We start from the raw sequence: 15,617 nt of genomic DNA, 5'->3' as shown, positions 1-15,617 counted from the left end.
GGACGAGAATTTGGTTGCAGGCTTATATCCGGCGTCTGCAGGCCAGCCTGCGCGCCCTGATGGAATTCGCCAAGAACGACCTCTACTGTCTAGCGCGCTCGAAGCGCACAGCGTCAATCAGGCTTACGTTCTTGCGGACCAACCTGTCTCGCCATCACATCGTTATCGACCTTCGCAACCTGTCTGCGTGACTCGTGCTCGATACCCCTGCTTTTCAGCTAGCCCTTTGTGCTGCGTAGTCTGTCTGGTAAGTTTTGTCGTGCGCGAGTAACGACCACGCTGTTCGCGCCATCTTGTTTGCCAGCGCGACGGCAACCACATTCGTAGGCCGACGCAGGGACAGTTGCTCGCTCCAGGCGCCCTTGCTCCTGCTCTTGAACATGACCGCTCGTGCACCGTGAATCAGTAGCATGCGTATATAGCTGTCGCCGCGCTTGCTTATGCCGCCCAACCGTACCTTGCCGCCTGTACCGCTTTGCCTGGGAACCAGGCCGAGGTACGCGGCAAGCTCACGTCCGGATTTGAATGCAGCAGGATCGCCGATCGTCGCGACCAGGGCTGTCGCCGTCAATGGTCCGATACCTGGAATCGTAGCGACCCGCTGACATGCCGCCTCCTGTCGTTGCCAGGCAACGATCTGTCTCTCGAGTTTCCTGATCTCGCCGTCGATCCGCTCGATGTGCTGAAGCTGGTCGCGCAGCGCATCGAACAACGTGCCCGGAACGACCTCTTCGATTTCATGTAGTCGCTCGCGGACCTCGGCAAGGCCGGCGACGCGACCCGCTTTGAGCGTCACGCCAAATTCGTACAGCAGGCCGCGCAACTGGTTGACTTGCATGGTACGTGACTTGACTAGCAGTGAACGCATGCGATGCAGGGCCAGCGTGGCCTGCTGATCCGCTGTCTTCGGTGCTACCGAACGCATGCCGGGTTGCTGTGCTGCCGTCCAGATCGCACGAGCGTCCGTCGCATCGGTCTTGTTATTCTGGACGAACGGGCGGATGAATCTCGCATGCAGCAATACGACTTCATGACCCAGCGCTACGATCTTGCGTGCCCACCAGTGCGCACTTCCGCAGGCTTCCAAAGCCACCCGTCCGGCCGGTCGCTGGCCAAGAAATTCTATAACCTGTTGCTTCGTGAACCGCCGGTTCACAATCTCTCCCGTTTCCGTTTCGACCCAATACATCTGGAAAGCCCGCTTTGCAATGTCGAGCCCGAACGTCGTAGTATTCATGATGGTCCCTCCGTTCCTCAAGTGGTCGCGACACCTCCACTTTGGCACATTGATGCCATTCGGTTCTGGAGGGACCCAACACTCCCAAAGTCACTTCCGTGTCCGGGGCCTGAATCCAGCGCGAAGGGAGGGCGGCGTTCATACCATCTGTCTATCTGCGGCTTTTTTTGGGTTCATCGCGCAATAGCGTGGAGGGATTTGACAAGTTTTCGTACTCTTGATGGCAGGAATTTGCCATCAGGAGTGCGTGGAGATGCTGGATCGCAAGCTGCTGGAGTCGCTGGGAGGCTGGCAGGGCTATGCCGTCGAACGCGTGGAGTGGCCCGAGGGCACAGGGCGCACGCTGTCGATCTATTTGAAGCCAACCGCCAAGGTGATGCTGTGCGAGCAGTGCGGCGCACGATGTCGCCAGGTCCATGAGACCACGGTGCGCCGGGTGCGAGATCTGCCGTTATTTGAGTACCGGGTTGTTCTTCATGTTCCACGCCGGCGCTTGTTGTGTGAGCAATGCGGTGGCCCGCGCCTGGAGCGGCTTACTTGGCTGGGTCGCTACCAGCGGGTGACGGATCGGCTTGCGGCGGCCTGCAGCCAATTGCTGCAATCGAGCAACGTGCAGGCGGTGGCGAGGTTCTTCGAGCTGGGTTGGCATACCGTCAAGACGCTGGACAAGGCCCGGCTCCGAGCGTCAGTGCGCGAACCGGATTGGTCCAGGATCGAGTATTTAGCGATGGACGAGTTCGCCCTGCATAAAGGGCATCGGTACGCGACGGTGAGTTAAAGTCAAATCTGGTGTACGGGGCGTGAGCAAGATTAGGCGGCCAGGGGCTGCTGAGCCGGTGTGCTGTCGGTCACCGGCTCTCCATCCTTGAACGTCATCCCGTCAAGCATCGTCGCGATCTTTTCGGGGGCGCGGATGCGCCGCCACGAGTCTTCGGCCGACTCGATCAGCTTGAATGCCAGGCCGAGGAACGTCGCGCGCGAGACGCAGTTGCGCGTGCGCTTGGTGCGGTGACGCACCGTCGCGAAGGTCGATTCAATCGGATTCGTCGTGCGCAGATGCTGCCAGTGTTCGGCCGGGAAATCGTAAAATGCCAGCAGCTCGTCGCGATCTTGCGTCAGCTTTTCGACCACCTTCGGATACTTTGCCGAGTGGGTATCAACGAAGTGATCGAAGGCAACCAGCGCTTCGGCACGCGTGGCGGCCATCCAAATGTCCTGCATCGCCTTTTTGGCGCGGGCCTGCTGCGATTTCGGCAGCGCGTTGAGCACGTTGCCCATCTTGTGGAACCAGCAGCGCTGATGCTCGGTCTGCGGGAACACTTCTTCCATCGCTGCCCAGAATCCCATCGCACCATCTCCGCAAGCCAGCAGCGGCCCTGACTGCAGACCGCGCTTTTTCAGATCGAGCAGCAGTTCGGCCCACGACGCCTTCGATTCCCGATACCCGTCACTGATCGCCACACGCTCTTTCGTTCCGTCCGGTTTGACACCAATGATCACCAACAGGCACTGGCCGTCGGAATCGTCGCTGCGCACGCCGGTGTGAATGCCGTCAGCCCACCAGTACACCCAGCGCGCCAACGACAACTCACGCTGATTCCACTGAGCATGCTCATCGGCCCATTGCGCCTTCAGACGACTCACCACATTTGGCGACAGGCCGCTGACCTGGCCGCCCAGCATGATGCCCATGGCTTCGCTCATGTCGCCCGTCGAGATGCCTCGCAGGTACAGCCACGGTAGTGCGGCCGACACGCGTGCGGATTTGCGAACGTACGGCGGCACGACCGCCGAATTGAAGCGGATGCCCGAACCCGAGCGATCACGCACCTTCGGTACCCGAACCGGCACCGGACCGATGGCCGTGACGACTTCGCGCTCTGGTAGGTAGCCGTTGCGCACCACGGCACGCCGACCGTCGATCGACCTCACGTTGCTGTACTGTTCAAGCATGCTCGCCAGTTCCGCTTCGACTGCCTGCTCGATGATCTGCCGCGCGCCTTGCTGGATCAGTTCATCGAGCGCGCTCTTCGTTTGTGCTTTACTGCCGTTCGTTTCTTTCGTAATCTTCTTCATGGTGGTCGGGGCCGGCTCGCGCCGGCTTTGCTCGGTGTGCCTTCGACAAGCAACATTCTCAGCTAAACCGCCACCGCCTTCTCATATTTCCCAAAGCACCCCGTACACCAGATTCGACAATAGCTCCGCGACGGTAGTCGTCGATCCGATCAGCAGGCAGGTGCTGTGGATCGGCCCAGGACGCTCACGCGAGACGGCTCGGGCGTTCTTCGAGCAATTGCCGCGTGGGGTCGCCCAACGCATCAAGGCCGTAGCCATCGACATGACTACGGCCTACGAGTTAGAAATCCAGGCCCACTGCCCACGGGCGGAGATCGTCTATGACTTGTTCCATGTCGTGGCCAAGTACGGACGAGAGGTCATTGATCGGGTGCGCGTGGATCAGGCCAACCAACTGCGCCAGGACCGTCCCGCGCGCCGGGTCATCAAATCGAGCCGCTGGCTGTTATTGCGCAACCGCGACAAGCTAGACCGGCAGCAGGCCGTCCGGCTCGACGAATTGCTGCAAGCCAACCAGCCGCTGCTGACGGTCTATGTCCTGAGGGACGAACTCAAGCGGCTCTGGTTCTACCGAAGACCTGCCTGGGCAAAACAAGCCTGGCACCACTGGTGCGAGCAGGCCGAGCAAAGCGGAATAGCCCCCTTGAACACCTTCGCTCAGCGTCTGAAAGGCTATCTGCATGGCATCCTGGCCAGATGCCGACATCGTCTAAACACCAGCATCGTTGAGGGCATTAACAACACTATCAAGGTCATTAAGCGGCGCGCCTACGGCTACCGAGACCAGGAATACTTCTTCCTCAAAATCCGCGCCGCCTTCCCCGGTAATGCTCAATGAACCAAATTTAACCCACCCCGAACAGCGTAGTACATCGACTTCTGTGTGGATACTCAGTCTAAGATCGGCTTTGAACGTCGGTCCGATCTGACCCTTGCTGGGATTGGCGAAGCTGCCTTTGAGTTGACCTGTCGATCGATCTCCGACGTTCCCCGAGCGTTGCCGGGCCCAGCGTTTGTGACCTAATAGGAGCTTTGTTCTGCACCATGAGTGTCCTGTCCAGCGAATGGGGTTGGCGATGCGTCCACTTCTTGGGAAACAAATATGGACGATCGAGCGATTGAAGGCGAAGTCATTCTGGGCGTCGATACGCATCTCGATACCCATGTCGGTGCATTAATTAGTGAAACAGGGAAACTCGTTGGAACCCTGTCAGTCGCGGCCGAAACTACGGGGTATCTCAAGCTTCTGACTTGGGCGAACTCATTGGGGCATGTTCGGCGCGCCGGAGTTGAAGGGACCGGCACATATGGCGCAGGTCTTGCCCGAGTGTTGCGAGATCATGATATCGATGTACTGGAGGTCAATCGCCCTGATCGTGCAGCGCGTCGATCACGAGGAAAATCTGATCCGACTGATGCGGAAAATGCTGCGAGAGCGGTCCTCGCTGGACGAGCCACTGCGATTCCCAAAGAGCAGTCGGGCGCGGCTGAGGCAATGCGAACTGTATCAGTTGCACGTCGCAGTGCCGTCAAGGCGAAGACACAGGCGATAAACCAATTGCGAGCCTTGCTGGTGAGTGCGCCGCAAGACATCCGCGAACGGCTTCTGAGGACGAAGACTTCGGAATGCGTTGCTAACTGCGCGAAGCTGCGTTCGTTGGGAGGTGCACCAATGTTGCAGGCATTGGCGACTACGTTGCGCCTGCTAGCAAAGCGCTACCTCGCGCTCGCGGAGGAACTCTCAACGCTCGATGCGATGCTCGAACACTTAACACAAAGACATGCCAGAAGGCTTCGAGAGCGATTCGGCGTTGGACCTCAAACGGCAGCAGTGCTTGTCGCCGTTGCTGGCGACAACCCGGAGCGCTTGAAAAGCGATGCGGCGCTCGCTGCACTTTGTGGCACGAGTCCGTTGCAAGCCTCCTCTGGCAAGACAGTCCGACATCGCTTGAACCGTGGGGGTGATCGAGCAGCGAACAATGCCCTGTGGACCATAGCGATGGTGCGCATGCGCAGTGATCCGAGAACTCGAGCATACGTCGAGCGCCGAACCAAAGAAGGTATGTCGAACAAGGAAATTCACCGCTGTCTGAAGCGCTATATCGTCAGAGAATTGTACCCACTCATTCTTGCCGATCTAGCCGATTCAGCGAGTGCTTCTTGACATAGGAGCGTCAAGTCGTCGGTTGCCGTGCCCTTGGGGGCCTTTTTCCGCGATACCCGAGATTTTGCCGAACCGGTCTTGAACCGCCAGGACTCGTTGCCCGTTTCCACGATGTGGCAGTGATGCGTCACCCGGTCGAGCAGCGCGGTTGTCATCTTGGCATCCCCGAATACGCCGACCCACGCGCTAAAGCTCAGGTTCGTCGTTATCACCACGCTGGTGTGTTCGTCCAGCTTCAAGAGCGGATGAAATAGCAGCGCGCCGCCCGTCTGGCTGAATGGCAAGTAGCCCGGCTCGTCGAGGATCACCCTATCCACGTACATCAGTTTGTGTGCTATTTGGCCTTGCTTGCCGATAGCCTTCTCTTGCTCCAGCGCGTTTGTCAGCTCCACTGTTGAGAAGTATCTAACGCGCTTGCCCTGGCGCTGCACCGCCTGGATGCCTATGGCGGTGGCCAAGTGCGTCTTGCCGGTACCTGGCCCGCCGATAAACACGACGTTGTGTGCGCTGGAGAGAAACGCCAAACCGTGTAGTTCTCGCACCAACACTTCATCCACGTGCGCTTGGCCGAAATCGAACCCGGTGAGATCTCGATGCGCCCCCGGCGTCAGAATAGTTGTCGCCTCTGAACTTCCTTATCAAGTAGCGTCAGAGGTGCAGGTTGAAAGTGAAACAAACGTATTCTGTTGAGTTCAAGGCGCAGGCGCTGTCCAAGGTTCTGCAGCGCGGGAGCCGCACGGTTGGAGCGGTGGCCGACGAATTGAACGTCAACGTACTGACATTAAGGAAAAGGACGAGAGGTGCCGGCGCCACGAACCGGCGCCCGAGCTCTGCAGACCCACGACGACCGGAAGACTGGTCGCGGGAGGAACGGCTGATGGCCTTGCAGGAGAGCCACGGGCTGGTCGACGAAGCCTTGCAAAATCAACAGGCACCTATTCTAGCGACGCCGGCGTGCCGATGTGCAAGCGGAAAGAGCGGAGTTGGCGGGCCGGCGCAATCAACACGGAGATTACCCGCCAGAACCCAAGAGAACTTCCAGTTTCGTTGGCGTAGGGTGAGCAACAGGCGTTGAGCAAACCGAATAATGCGGGCGGGCACAACGACCGTTTTCGCAAACTTCGTCGTATCCGACGCGCTCTACCGAGCCGGGCCGTTCCAGAACATACAGGCTCTTTTCAGTCCATGCTCCTGCCTGAGGAACATCGACGCCCCAAAGGGTACAAATCTCACTTTTCCCCTGAGCGCCGCACTCCCAAATCGCGATGATGGCAGATCGACCGCCGCACACAGCCGCGGCTTCGGCTGGCCGCGCAAGAACGACCGCCGACAAAAGTGGAACAATCGCACAAGAAAGGACCCACGAGACAGCATGTACGTTGGAAAACACCTTCGCCCCCGAAAGTTTCAATGATTTTTAGAAAAATTCATAAAAAATACACATTTTCCAATTATATAGGCAAACGAAGTTTCTCATGTTACCGGGTGGTCGCTTGCTTATCAGTCGGACGCGGCCCTGTGCGGCTACCCGTCCTTGATACGGGCAGCATCAACGCCAGTGCGATGTGACACTCAACCGCACCCCCCGACACGTCAGCCACCGACGCCACTGGAGCGGCCCCATGAAACACCGGACACAGCGACCCACTTACAATAACGGGTAGGCATAAGACTGTGTTTTTGACTAACACCAAGCAGGAAGTGATGGAAGTGTTGACGGGCCCAGAGCGCCGGCGTCGCTGGACGGCGGAGCAGAAACTGTCGATGGTTCGCGAGAGTTTCGAACCGGGAAAATCGGTTTCAATGGTCGCGCGCCATTACGGCGTGAACCCGAACCAGCTATTCCACTGGCGCAAGCTGTACCAGGACGGTAGCCTGTCAGCGGTCAAGGCTGGCGAAGAAGTGGTTCCGGCATCGGAGTTGGCTGATGCGCTCAAGCAGATTCGCGAGCTGCAACGGATGCTCGGCAAAAAAACAATGGAGAACGAGATTCTCCGGGAAGCAGTTGAATACAGCCGAGCAAAAAAATGGATAGCGCACTCGCCCTTGCTGCCGGAGGACGGCCAGTGAAACTGGTCTGTGAAGTTCTCGGCGTGTCGCGCTCGAACGTATCGGCACGACTGTCGCGTCCGGCGACGTGGCGCGATGGCCGGCAATCAAGGCCGACCGACGACGAAACTGTAGTCGAGGAAATCCGCCGTGTCGTCGGCGATTTGCCCAGCTATGGCTACCGGCGGGTTTGGGGCACGTTGCGCAACGAGCGCGTTGCAGTTGGACTGGCGCCGTTCAATGCCAAGCGCATTTATCGCATCATGCGAACGCATGGGCTGCTGACGCAGCGCCGACCGATTGCGCCGCGAGCCCACCGTCGACATGATGGCAAAGTGGCCGTCGCGCGCAGCAATCAGCGATGGTGCTCGGACGGCTTCGAGTTCCGCTGCGACAACGGCGAGCCGCTGCGTGTGACGTTTGCGCTGGATTGCTGCGACCGAGAAGCGATGAGCTGGGCGGCGACGACAGCAGGCCACAGCGGCGACATTGTGCGCGACGTGATGCTGGCCGCAGTGGAAAATCGGTTCGGCAACGAGGTGCATACGCCGTCCGAAATCGAGTGGCTGAGCGACAATGGTTCGGGCTATACGGCTGACGATACGCGCCGGTTTGCGATGAACATCGGACTAAAGCCATTGACCACGCCCGTGTGCAGTCCGCAAAGTAACGGCATGGCCGAGAGCTTCGTGAAAACGATGAAGCGCGACTACGTCGCCTTCATGCCGAAGCCGGATGCTGCAACCGCTGCTCACAATCTGGCCATTGCATTTGAGCATTACAACGAGAAGCACCCCCATAGCGCGCTGAAATACCGCTCGCCTCGCGAGTTCCGGCGCTCGATGGATTCAGCAACCTTAGTGTGATGGTGTGTCCGGTTTTACAGGGTCAACTCCAGCCACCCGGGTACGCCCGTAACCGCTGATGCTTCGCGAAGCACCTTGTCAGCGACCGCGCGCGACACGGGCTCTTTGGCGTAGGGCCAATCATGAACGACTGCCGCCTCGTCCGAAATGCCGCCAGTCAGCCGATACGAGCGTCACCGGCAGCAATGGCGCGGGTTCGATGGCAAGCGGCGCCCGATACTCTCGCTGCCGTTTGAACAGCCTATTGGCGTTGATGTCATGCGCACGCGCAAGCTTGGAAACCGACACCCCGGGCTCGCACGCCGCGGCTGCCAGGCGCCGGCGAAACGCGACATCGTGGTTCGCACGACCCCGCCGACCCATCCCATGATTCTTTTCCGATTCCACAGTAGTTCCCGTCACTTACGTAGCGGGAGCCACTTTCGCAATCCTTCATATCGCGCACAAGACGGTATGAATCGAGCGCTTACTTTGATAGCTACGAGTCCCTCCATGCGAGTTTGGCAAAATGATTTCGTCGGCTTCGCGGCCGTTGATCCGGCTCACGTGGCGCAGCCGGATCACGTGGTTGGTCGCGTCTCGCCGGTCGTCGTGGCGCCCGCGGGTCTGACACACCGTGAAGGGCGCGAAGCCTTCGCCGCGTAGTGCGGGCAGCACGGTCGCGGTGGGGATGTGGCGGTATCGCTCGGCGCGGCTTTCATGCGGGGTCGGTGCGAAAATGGACGGTGCAACGGCACGGATCGGGTCGTCCGACAAGGGAGATTCGGCGCGCAGCACCGGTGAATGGGAAGCAAAATGGGAAGTGAGTTGCGGGGTGTGTCTCCTGACAAAGAGGGGGGGGCCATCGATCCGAGACGACCCCAAGCAGGAAGGCGACGCCTGGGCCGGCGCCCTCATTTGGGCGCGGGTGCCGCCGCTCTTTCGCAGGCTCCGCGCTTGGTCGCATGTCGCACGCCGCCTGTCAGCACCACACGACGTGGCCACAATCGACGGTGCGGCGGTAGTGATCGCGGCCATCCCAAGGCGTGAACGTGTATTCCATGTACGCGCAACCCAGGACCACAATTCAGTGATGCAGTGACAGCGATGGCATATCGGCCTCCATCAAAAAGGGGTGGCATTCATCGCGACCGGATTCCAAGATTCGGAGCCCGCTTTCCGGGGGGGCCGTGCGCTACAGTCGCGGACAAGGGGACGAATGCAGGAAAGATGGCTTAACGGGAAAGGGCAGTGCTGCATGCCGACCGTGTGCAAGCGAAGCGCGCAGGGCCGGGGGAATGAACCCGGGCCGAAGGGGCCAGGTCAGCCCAATTCAGTGAGGGACGATGGAGAAGGGCCCAAGTCGAGACGCCGCCCCGCCGTTTGAAGCGGACGGCCCGGCGCACGTCAATCTGAAACGATCTCAGTTTGACTTGATCTTCGCCGGTGCACGTCATTAACCGGTAACCGGCGTCCGCTGACAGTGTCGCGGGCGCATCTCCCCATTTTTTAGGCGTGCGATGATGGGTTCCAGTGTTCCGAATTTAAGCGTCAACTGCGATGACGCCACGCCCGAGAAGGATACTGCCGTCGAACTGCACATGGCGTTGCCGATTCCCTATGCCGATCTGGGAAAGGTGCGGAAGTGGCTCGGCGACGGTGATGGGACGTCGGCTGAGCAATACCCGGCGGTGAAATATCCACAGCATTGTGAATGGCTCTCAGACTGGCCGGCCGCGAGCCGCGAGCCGCGAGCGTAGTGACGGCCCATTGACCGCAAAACTTGCGGCGCTAGGCTGATCGCTGAAACAGGAATCGTCAGGGGCGGGGGCCGGCTCCGCCCGCGTCAGTCCTGCGCCTATGCGCAAGGGTCACAAGCGCGGCGGCTACTCGGACGCAGCCGTCGCCGCGTAGCTTCGGCCGGGCGGTAGCTTTCGTGGGAAACAGCGAAGGGAAATGCGACCCAAAACCGCCGTAGAAATAGCGCGGTTGCACCAGGCTTTCCGGCAATCAGGCGCGGTGCGCGTCGAGGAGGTGCTTGATGAGGCGGGGGCGCGCGACGCGCATCAGCGGCTTGCCTCGCATCAGGAGTGGTTTATCACCATAAAAGAACCTGCCCGAGTATCGGGGCGTGATTGCACCGAATGGCGGGTAGCCGAATGGGAGCGCATGGCGGCCCGACAAAAACGCACGATTATTGACGATCTTCATGGACGGGCGGCCGCTTCGTTCGAGATGTATTTCAAGCGGTACCCGCTGATCGAAAAATTCAGGACGGGCGAAGATGGCGACATCCCGATGATGCGCCTCGCGCGCCTCCTGGTGAGCGGTGCCTTTCTCGGGCTCATCGGCAACATGACCGGTATCGATGGCCTGACCGACGTGACCGGCATGGCTTCACGACTCGACGCGGGGCACTTCATCCTGTCGCATACGGATCGACAGCCGGAAGGATCCGTGGGCCGGCGCGAAGTGGCTTTTGTTCTGTATCTGACGCAGGGTTGGCGTGATGATGGGGGCGCACATACCTGCCGGTGGTCGGAAGGGGCCTCCGCGGCCGTCTGCATCCCGCCACGAATCAATACCATGCTGATTTTCCGCGTTCCGCGGGCGCACGCCGTGCTGTACGTGCCGCCCTTTGTCACAGCAAGCCGGCTCGCACTGGCGGGTTGGGCTTACAGCAGAACCTAAACGGCGCAAAAAGGCGGCGTGAGCGCGGCGTCATCCAAACCGTCCGGTCGCCCTCCGAACGCCAACGACAGGAGCCTCGATGGGAGTCTCCGCAGGACCCTCAATGGCGCGCGTGCGCGCAACCTACGCGCGACAGATCCTGGCGCTTGCCAATGCGTCGGAAAATCATCGGCTTGAACGGGCATTCGCGGCGGTGCCACGCGAGACTTTTCTTGGCGAAGACCGATGGCGGATTCCGACCTCGCTCGCCGGCTACACGCCGTTACCTGAGAACGATCCCGTCCTGATCTATCAGGATGTCGTGGTCGGACTGGCCACGCAGCGTGGTGTGAATAATGGCAGTCCCGCGCTGCACGCCCGATGGCTAAATGCGATGGCCCCGCACAGGGGCGAGGTGGTCGCGCACCTCGGCGCCGGAGCGGGTTACTACACTGCGATCCTCGCCGAGCTGGTCGGGAGTACCGGCCGCGTCATCGCCCTCGAATACGATGAGGATCTGTGTACCAGGGCTGTCAAGAATCTTGCACACAGAACCAATGTTCAAGTCGTGCACGCCGATGGCGCCGCCTATCCGGTGGAGCCCGTCGACGGCATTTACGTCAACTTCGGCGTCGCGCGACCTGCCCGCTCTTGGATCGACCGCTTAAAGCCCGGGGGACGCCTGGTACCGCCGCTCGGTGCGCCGGAAAAGCAGGAGTTTCTGCCCGGCCGCGTTGCGGCTCAAGCCATTGGTTTGCTCGTCACGCGGGTCGATAACGGCTTCGGGGCGGCATCGTTAGGCCCCGCCTCTTTTATCTTTGCTGAAGGCGCCCTGGGAGCAACGACTGAGGAAGTCAACGCCCTTCGCGTCAGTCTGCAGAATGCAAACGACGGCAAGATCAGAAGCCTGCTATTGGACCGGCGGCCAACGGGCGGCGTCTGGTTGGCCGCTTCAAACCGGGCACTTTCATCCGAAGCGCCGGTACGTGTTGGCGGCCGCGAAGAAAAGGCACTTGTAACGCCTGGCCGGTGGGCGTACCGATCAAAGCCGCAAACCGGCCCTGTCGTATTCTGCCGCGCATGCACAGGAAAAAACGCCTCGGGCCCATTGGGATTCGCGGCACGCAATGGCTCCCCACAAGCACCCCATGTCATTGGAAGACATCCGCGAACACCGGTTTGCAAAACCACGCCTGGCGGTAAACGTCGATATGCCGCCGGCGGACCTCCACTTCCTCGTCTCCGGCAAGGATGAGCCCGCCGCCGTTGAAGCAAACCACACGGAAGTTGTGCAGTGGGGGTAACAGCGCGGTGCCGGAGGCCCGTCCGCACGCGGTCAGCGTTACTGCCTGCACCCGTAGGGGCCTGCCGGCGCGATAGCCGCCGGCGTAGGACCAGCTGCACAGGTGCCCCCGCAGGGGCGGGCGGACAAGAAAGTCCGCCTCGGAGAGTTTTTCGCCGGCGCGGCGAAGCGGGATGACGTCGACAAGCATAGAGCGAAATACTGTTTATTTGTACAGTATTATAGATAAGCCACGATGAGGCTTTCAACCGTGACGCCGGCGGGCTCGGCAGTGACGGCGCGCCGGACCCTGAGGGCGCCATGAGGGGACAATGAGGGGACAATGAGGAGGATTCGATGTGTTATTCGGCGCGGATTGAGGCCGGTTTTCGCCGGTACGAGCGCGCGTTCGGGCTACACGTCGACCCGCCCGCGTTTTTCGACCTGTACACCGCGCCGTGCGGCCGGTGCAAAGAACCAGGTGCCTAAGGCCGTCGACGCGGCGTTTGCGCGCGCAACGGATGCGGCGTTGACGGAACTGCGCGCGTCGATTCGCGGCTTTGAAATCATCCACGGGGCGGTGCTCGAACAGGAACCGTTCAGGCAACGCACTCGCTTGGCCGAGGCCGAACGTACCCGGCACCGTAAAGTCACCAAGGCCGCTCTGCAGAGTCAGCGCATTGCATCGGCGAAGATCGCGTCTTAGAGCGCCCGGTGATGCCGGCAGACGCGTTCTCGCGTTCTACGACTTGCCGGCCGAGCACTGGCAGCACGTGCGCACGACAATCCGACCGAGTCGACCTTCGCGCCATTCCTTGGCATGGCCTTCAAGCTCATCGAAGCGGTTCAGGAGTGGTGGCGTCGCATTCGCGGTGTCGACAAAATCGAACCGCGCTTGAAAGGCGTGTCCTTCAAGGACAGCACACCGACGACCGAGAGCACGCCGGCGCCTGCGCAAGCGCTTGCCGCCGGAGCATGCCGCTTGAGCGCCGTACACCGCATTTGACATTGGCTCCTCGGATTCAGGAGGGAAGGCTTCTCTGCACGCAGTCTTCGCATCAACGGAGAATGGCGAGATCACGAGCGATGGGCTTTGCCCGCAGACAGGCGCGATACGGAACCGAGGGAACCGAGCACCGCCACGATGATGCTGACCGTGCCTTCGATCATCGCCCTTTCATAAATCGGCCATCGCGACAGGTTTTCGAAAGGCATGCGCCGTGGCACGAGGTATAAGGGGTGACCGCACACCGCGCTTTTGCGCAGGCCCCTGCGAGGGGGGGGGGCTGCGGCACCTTTGCTGCCACTGGATGTCGGGCCTCGTTGCGGCAGGCATCTCGGACGAACCGATGTCCGGCGACGCGGCGCGGCGCACCCTCGCCGGCGGTGCCGTCAGCGGCCTGTCAACCCCGAATGGCGTGAAACGTTCCGCCTGCGCCGGCTTAAGGGGCCGAGACTCGCCCCCTAAAGGGACGCCGTGCGTCTGCTGCCGAGCCATGCGATGCGCCGGCCGCGTCAAAACCGGCGCGCCCGGGCGTCGCTTCGACGCAAGCGCGTTATCGCGACAGCCCCGTTATTTTTTATAAGACGCCCCCATGGCAACGATTCATCGGCCCCCCGGCATTTCCGCCATCCTGACCCGTACCGCGACGACGGGACTGGCCACCGCGTTCAGCCGCGGCCCCGTGCCCTCCAAAAAGCCGGACCTGCTCCAGTACACCAATACCGCGCTCAGCCGCAGCCCCGTGCCCCCCAAAAAGCCGGACCCGCTCGAGAGCACCGATACCCCACCCTATTGGCAGCGTGCCGGACTGGCGGGTCCGGCGTGCGAGTTTTACCCGCCGCCGAGCGCGTTGATGGAGTTGCCGCCGCTGGCGTCGCTGGCGTTTGTGGTGTCCGGGGGGCTGGAGCTACCGGCGTGGCTTGTCGCCTTGGGGGGGAAATGGGGACCTTATTGCTTCGACGCGGCGTACTGCGGCGGCCATTTCGACACCTGTGGCCGGATGTACACCGCGGATATGTTTGACAGCAACGAACCGGGTTATCTGGAACGATTTATCCGTAGCGTGATGTATGTCGCTTCCCCCGCATTTGATATCGAGCGATTTGACGACATTGTCCGCCTTTATGGAATTGCCCGGCCCGGGGTCAGGCTGTGCGTCGCCGCGCCGGCCTTCGCGGTGATGCCGACTGACCTAATGAAGCCGGCGGAGCAGCCAACGCCGATGGGACGGTACGCGCGGGTTGGCGTCTACTTCGAGCGCGCGACCGAGCAGCTGTTTATCAGGGCGCACGGCAAACTGAGCGCGCACGTTTTCAGGACCGGCGTCGATACGGCCACCAAGGCCAAATTCGGGGAGGACCTGCGCGGGTTCGTACGGCCGGACGGAAAATTGGCCCGCCTCCCGGTGTCGGAGGAAACATTGGTGGGCCTGTTTGAGGAGGTGAGCGAACGCCTGCAGACGCTGTTCGCGCCGCACCGCGTTTTACAGTGTTCCATGCACGGGCCCGGCTGGACGGAAGCCTACTTCCCTGGGCGTCGATACCCGAATGATTTTGTCGAGTGCTCAAAGCCCCGCGCGGACGAGGTGCCGCCCTTCTATTCCGAAGTGCGCACCTTCAGCGCCGGCAGGGAGCTTTATTTTCATACCGTCTATCAGGACGAAGCCCAGATCCGGGATCTGTATCGGGGCAAGCTGGAAAAATTCCTGATTCACGGCCTGGATACCGGCAGGTCCGCCGACGAGCAGATCGCCCTGATCGCCGGGTTTGTGTCGGACATGGTCACCGCCCATGTGTTTACCGATGCGAACAACCGCGTCTGGATTCAGATCCTCCTGAATCAACTGTTAAGACGCTGCGGCCAGTCCGACACGATCCTGGCGGTACCCAACGGATTTGCCGCCAGGGTCCGATACGATCTGGGTGCCGCCAATCATCCTCCGCCCGGCACTGAAGCCTACCTCGACGCCATGCGGCACGCCGTGCAGATGATCCGGGACGGCCAGCGCTACTACGCGTCCCTGTGCGCGCAGTCCCCCTGCCAACTGGCCAACATCGCGCCGGACTGCTGGTTGTGACGCCCGTTGCCGGTTGTCCATTGAAAAAACGGCTGCTGGCGCGATAACGAAGTGACGCCGAAGCGCAGCCGGGGGCGCATTGTTTTTTACGCGCCCAACGCATAGAACTGCTCAGCGGGGAGGCACGGCGTCCCACGGGGGCAAGCATCTGCCCCTTGCGAATCATGCGCATGGCCTTAGCAGGGCGTTACAGGATAACCATTTTTATTTTTTT

11 protein-coding genes and 5 pseudogenes are annotated in these 15,617 nt (G+C 60.8%); 10 read left to right on the top strand and 6 right to left on the bottom strand.

Going from position 1 to position 15,617, the window contains the following annotated elements; genetic code table 11:
* Positions 1–214 precede the first annotated feature (214 nt).
* The gene (locus tag MB84_RS26875; protein WP_046293183.1) at positions 215–1,237 is read right to left on the bottom strand and encodes an IS110 family RNA-guided transposase; all 1,023 of its coding nucleotides are present in this window, start codon (positions 1,235–1,237) and stop codon (positions 215–217) included.
* 253 nt (positions 1,238–1,490) lie between these two features.
* On the opposite strand from MB84_RS26875, the pseudogene MB84_RS26870 reads away from it, so the two are divergent.
* Positions 1,491–2,009: pseudogene (locus tag MB84_RS26870) on the top strand (helix-turn-helix domain-containing protein); the annotation flags it as partial.
* 38 nt (positions 2,010–2,047) lie between these two features.
* Here MB84_RS26870 and MB84_RS26865 read toward each other — a convergent pair.
* Complete coding sequence (locus MB84_RS26865; protein ID WP_046290067.1) at positions 2,048–3,313, bottom strand: IS256 family transposase; 1,266 nt, start codon at positions 3,311–3,313, stop codon at positions 2,048–2,050.
* A 127-nt stretch (positions 3,314–3,440) separates the two neighbouring features.
* Here MB84_RS26865 and MB84_RS26860 point away from each other — a divergent pair.
* A pseudogene (locus tag MB84_RS26860) lies at positions 3,441–4,151 on the top strand (ISL3 family transposase); the annotation flags it as partial.
* A gap of 264 nt (positions 4,152–4,415) precedes the next feature.
* The gene (locus MB84_RS29550) at positions 4,416–5,477 is read left to right on the top strand and encodes an IS110 family RNA-guided transposase (RefSeq protein ID WP_084009614.1); all 1,062 of its coding nucleotides are present in this window, start codon (positions 4,416–4,418) and stop codon (positions 5,475–5,477) included.
* On the opposite strand, the pseudogene istB reads toward MB84_RS29550, so the two are convergent.
* Positions 5,411–6,076 (bottom strand): annotated as a pseudogene (gene istB / locus MB84_RS26850) (IS21-like element helper ATPase IstB); the annotation flags it as partial. The gene MB84_RS29550 and the pseudogene istB sit on opposite strands and share 67 nt — an antisense overlap.
* A 1,105-nt stretch (positions 6,077–7,181) precedes the next feature.
* Between istB and MB84_RS26840 the strand changes: the two are divergent.
* Positions 7,182–8,392 (top strand): IS3 family transposase gene (locus tag MB84_RS26840; RefSeq protein ID WP_157122856.1). Its coding sequence is split into 2 segments (ribosomal slippage): positions 7,182–7,497 and positions 7,497–8,392, totalling 1,212 coding nucleotides; the frame shifts between segments, so codons are not numbered across the junction.
* 14 nt (positions 8,393–8,406) lie between these two features.
* Here MB84_RS26840 and MB84_RS31860 read toward each other — a convergent pair.
* From MB84_RS31860 to MB84_RS29535, 3 genes and pseudogenes are all read right to left on the bottom strand, one after another.
* Positions 8,407–8,541, bottom strand: coding sequence for a DUF1353 domain-containing protein (locus MB84_RS31860; protein WP_425415934.1), 135 nt, complete (start codon positions 8,539–8,541; stop codon positions 8,407–8,409).
* Positions 8,513–8,755, bottom strand: coding sequence for a transposase (locus MB84_RS26835; protein ID WP_052654012.1), 243 nt, complete (start codon positions 8,753–8,755; stop codon positions 8,513–8,515). Before MB84_RS26835 ends, MB84_RS31860 begins: the two co-directional genes overlap by 29 nt.
* 75 nt (positions 8,756–8,830) lie before the next feature.
* Positions 8,831–9,241 (bottom strand): annotated as a pseudogene (locus tag MB84_RS29535) (DUF932 domain-containing protein); the annotation flags it as partial.
* Between the two features lie 650 nt (positions 9,242–9,891).
* Here MB84_RS29535 and MB84_RS26830 point away from each other — a divergent pair.
* From MB84_RS26830 to MB84_RS26795, 6 genes and pseudogenes are all read left to right on the top strand, one after another.
* Positions 9,892–10,131, top strand: coding sequence for a hypothetical protein (locus MB84_RS26830; RefSeq protein WP_052654006.1), 240 nt, complete (start codon positions 9,892–9,894; stop codon positions 10,129–10,131).
* Positions 10,132–10,327: 196 nt separating this feature from the next.
* Entirely contained in the window at positions 10,328–11,062 is a 735-nt protein-coding gene (locus MB84_RS29530) for a 2OG-Fe(II) oxygenase (protein ID WP_084010138.1), read from the top strand.
* Between the two features lie 112 nt (positions 11,063–11,174).
* Positions 11,175–12,296: a protein-L-isoaspartate O-methyltransferase family protein gene (locus tag MB84_RS29525; RefSeq protein ID WP_169835090.1), complete on the top strand. Its 1,122-nt coding sequence runs from the start codon at positions 11,175–11,177 to the stop codon at positions 12,294–12,296.
* Positions 12,297–12,852: 556 nt separating this feature from the next.
* Entirely contained in the window at positions 12,853–13,029 is a 177-nt protein-coding gene (locus MB84_RS30640; protein ID WP_169835089.1) for a hypothetical protein, read from the top strand.
* A 25-nt stretch (positions 13,030–13,054) separates the two neighbouring features.
* Positions 13,055–13,329, top strand: a pseudogene (locus tag MB84_RS26800) (hypothetical protein); the annotation flags it as partial.
* A 589-nt stretch (positions 13,330–13,918) separates the two neighbouring features.
* Positions 13,919–15,403, top strand: coding sequence for a hypothetical protein (locus MB84_RS26795; RefSeq protein WP_052653987.1), 1,485 nt, complete (start codon positions 13,919–13,921; stop codon positions 15,401–15,403).
* Positions 15,404–15,617 lie beyond the last annotated feature (214 nt).

Origin of the sequence: Pandoraea oxalativorans, from assembly GCF_000972785.3 — a bacterium.
Classification (GTDB): Bacteria; Pseudomonadota; Gammaproteobacteria; order Burkholderiales; family Burkholderiaceae; genus Pandoraea; species Pandoraea oxalativorans.
The sequence above is the reverse complement of the archived record's forward strand: the minus strand, read 5'-3'. Positions and strand labels throughout refer to the sequence as shown.

Bases quoted from the DNA above. Each gene is read 5' to 3' on its own strand.
- MB84_RS26875 (WP_046293183.1), bottom strand. From the start codon at position 1,237: ATGAATACTACGACGTTCGGGCTCGACATTGCAAAGCGGGCTTTCCAG.
- MB84_RS26865 (WP_046290067.1), bottom strand. From the start codon at position 3,313: ATGAAGAAGATTACGAAAGAAACGAACGGCAGTAAAGCACAAACGAAG.
- MB84_RS29550 (WP_084009614.1), top strand. From the start codon at position 4,416: ATGGACGATCGAGCGATTGAAGGCGAAGTCATTCTGGGCGTCGATACG.
- MB84_RS26835 (WP_052654012.1), bottom strand. From the start codon at position 8,755: ATGGGTCGGCGGGGTCGTGCGAACCACGATGTCGCGTTTCGCCGGCGC.
- MB84_RS26830 (WP_052654006.1), top strand. From the start codon at position 9,892: ATGATGGGTTCCAGTGTTCCGAATTTAAGCGTCAACTGCGATGACGCC.
- MB84_RS29530 (WP_084010138.1), top strand. From the start codon at position 10,328: ATGCGACCCAAAACCGCCGTAGAAATAGCGCGGTTGCACCAGGCTTTC.
- MB84_RS26795 (WP_052653987.1), top strand. From the start codon at position 13,919: ATGGCAACGATTCATCGGCCCCCCGGCATTTCCGCCATCCTGACCCGT.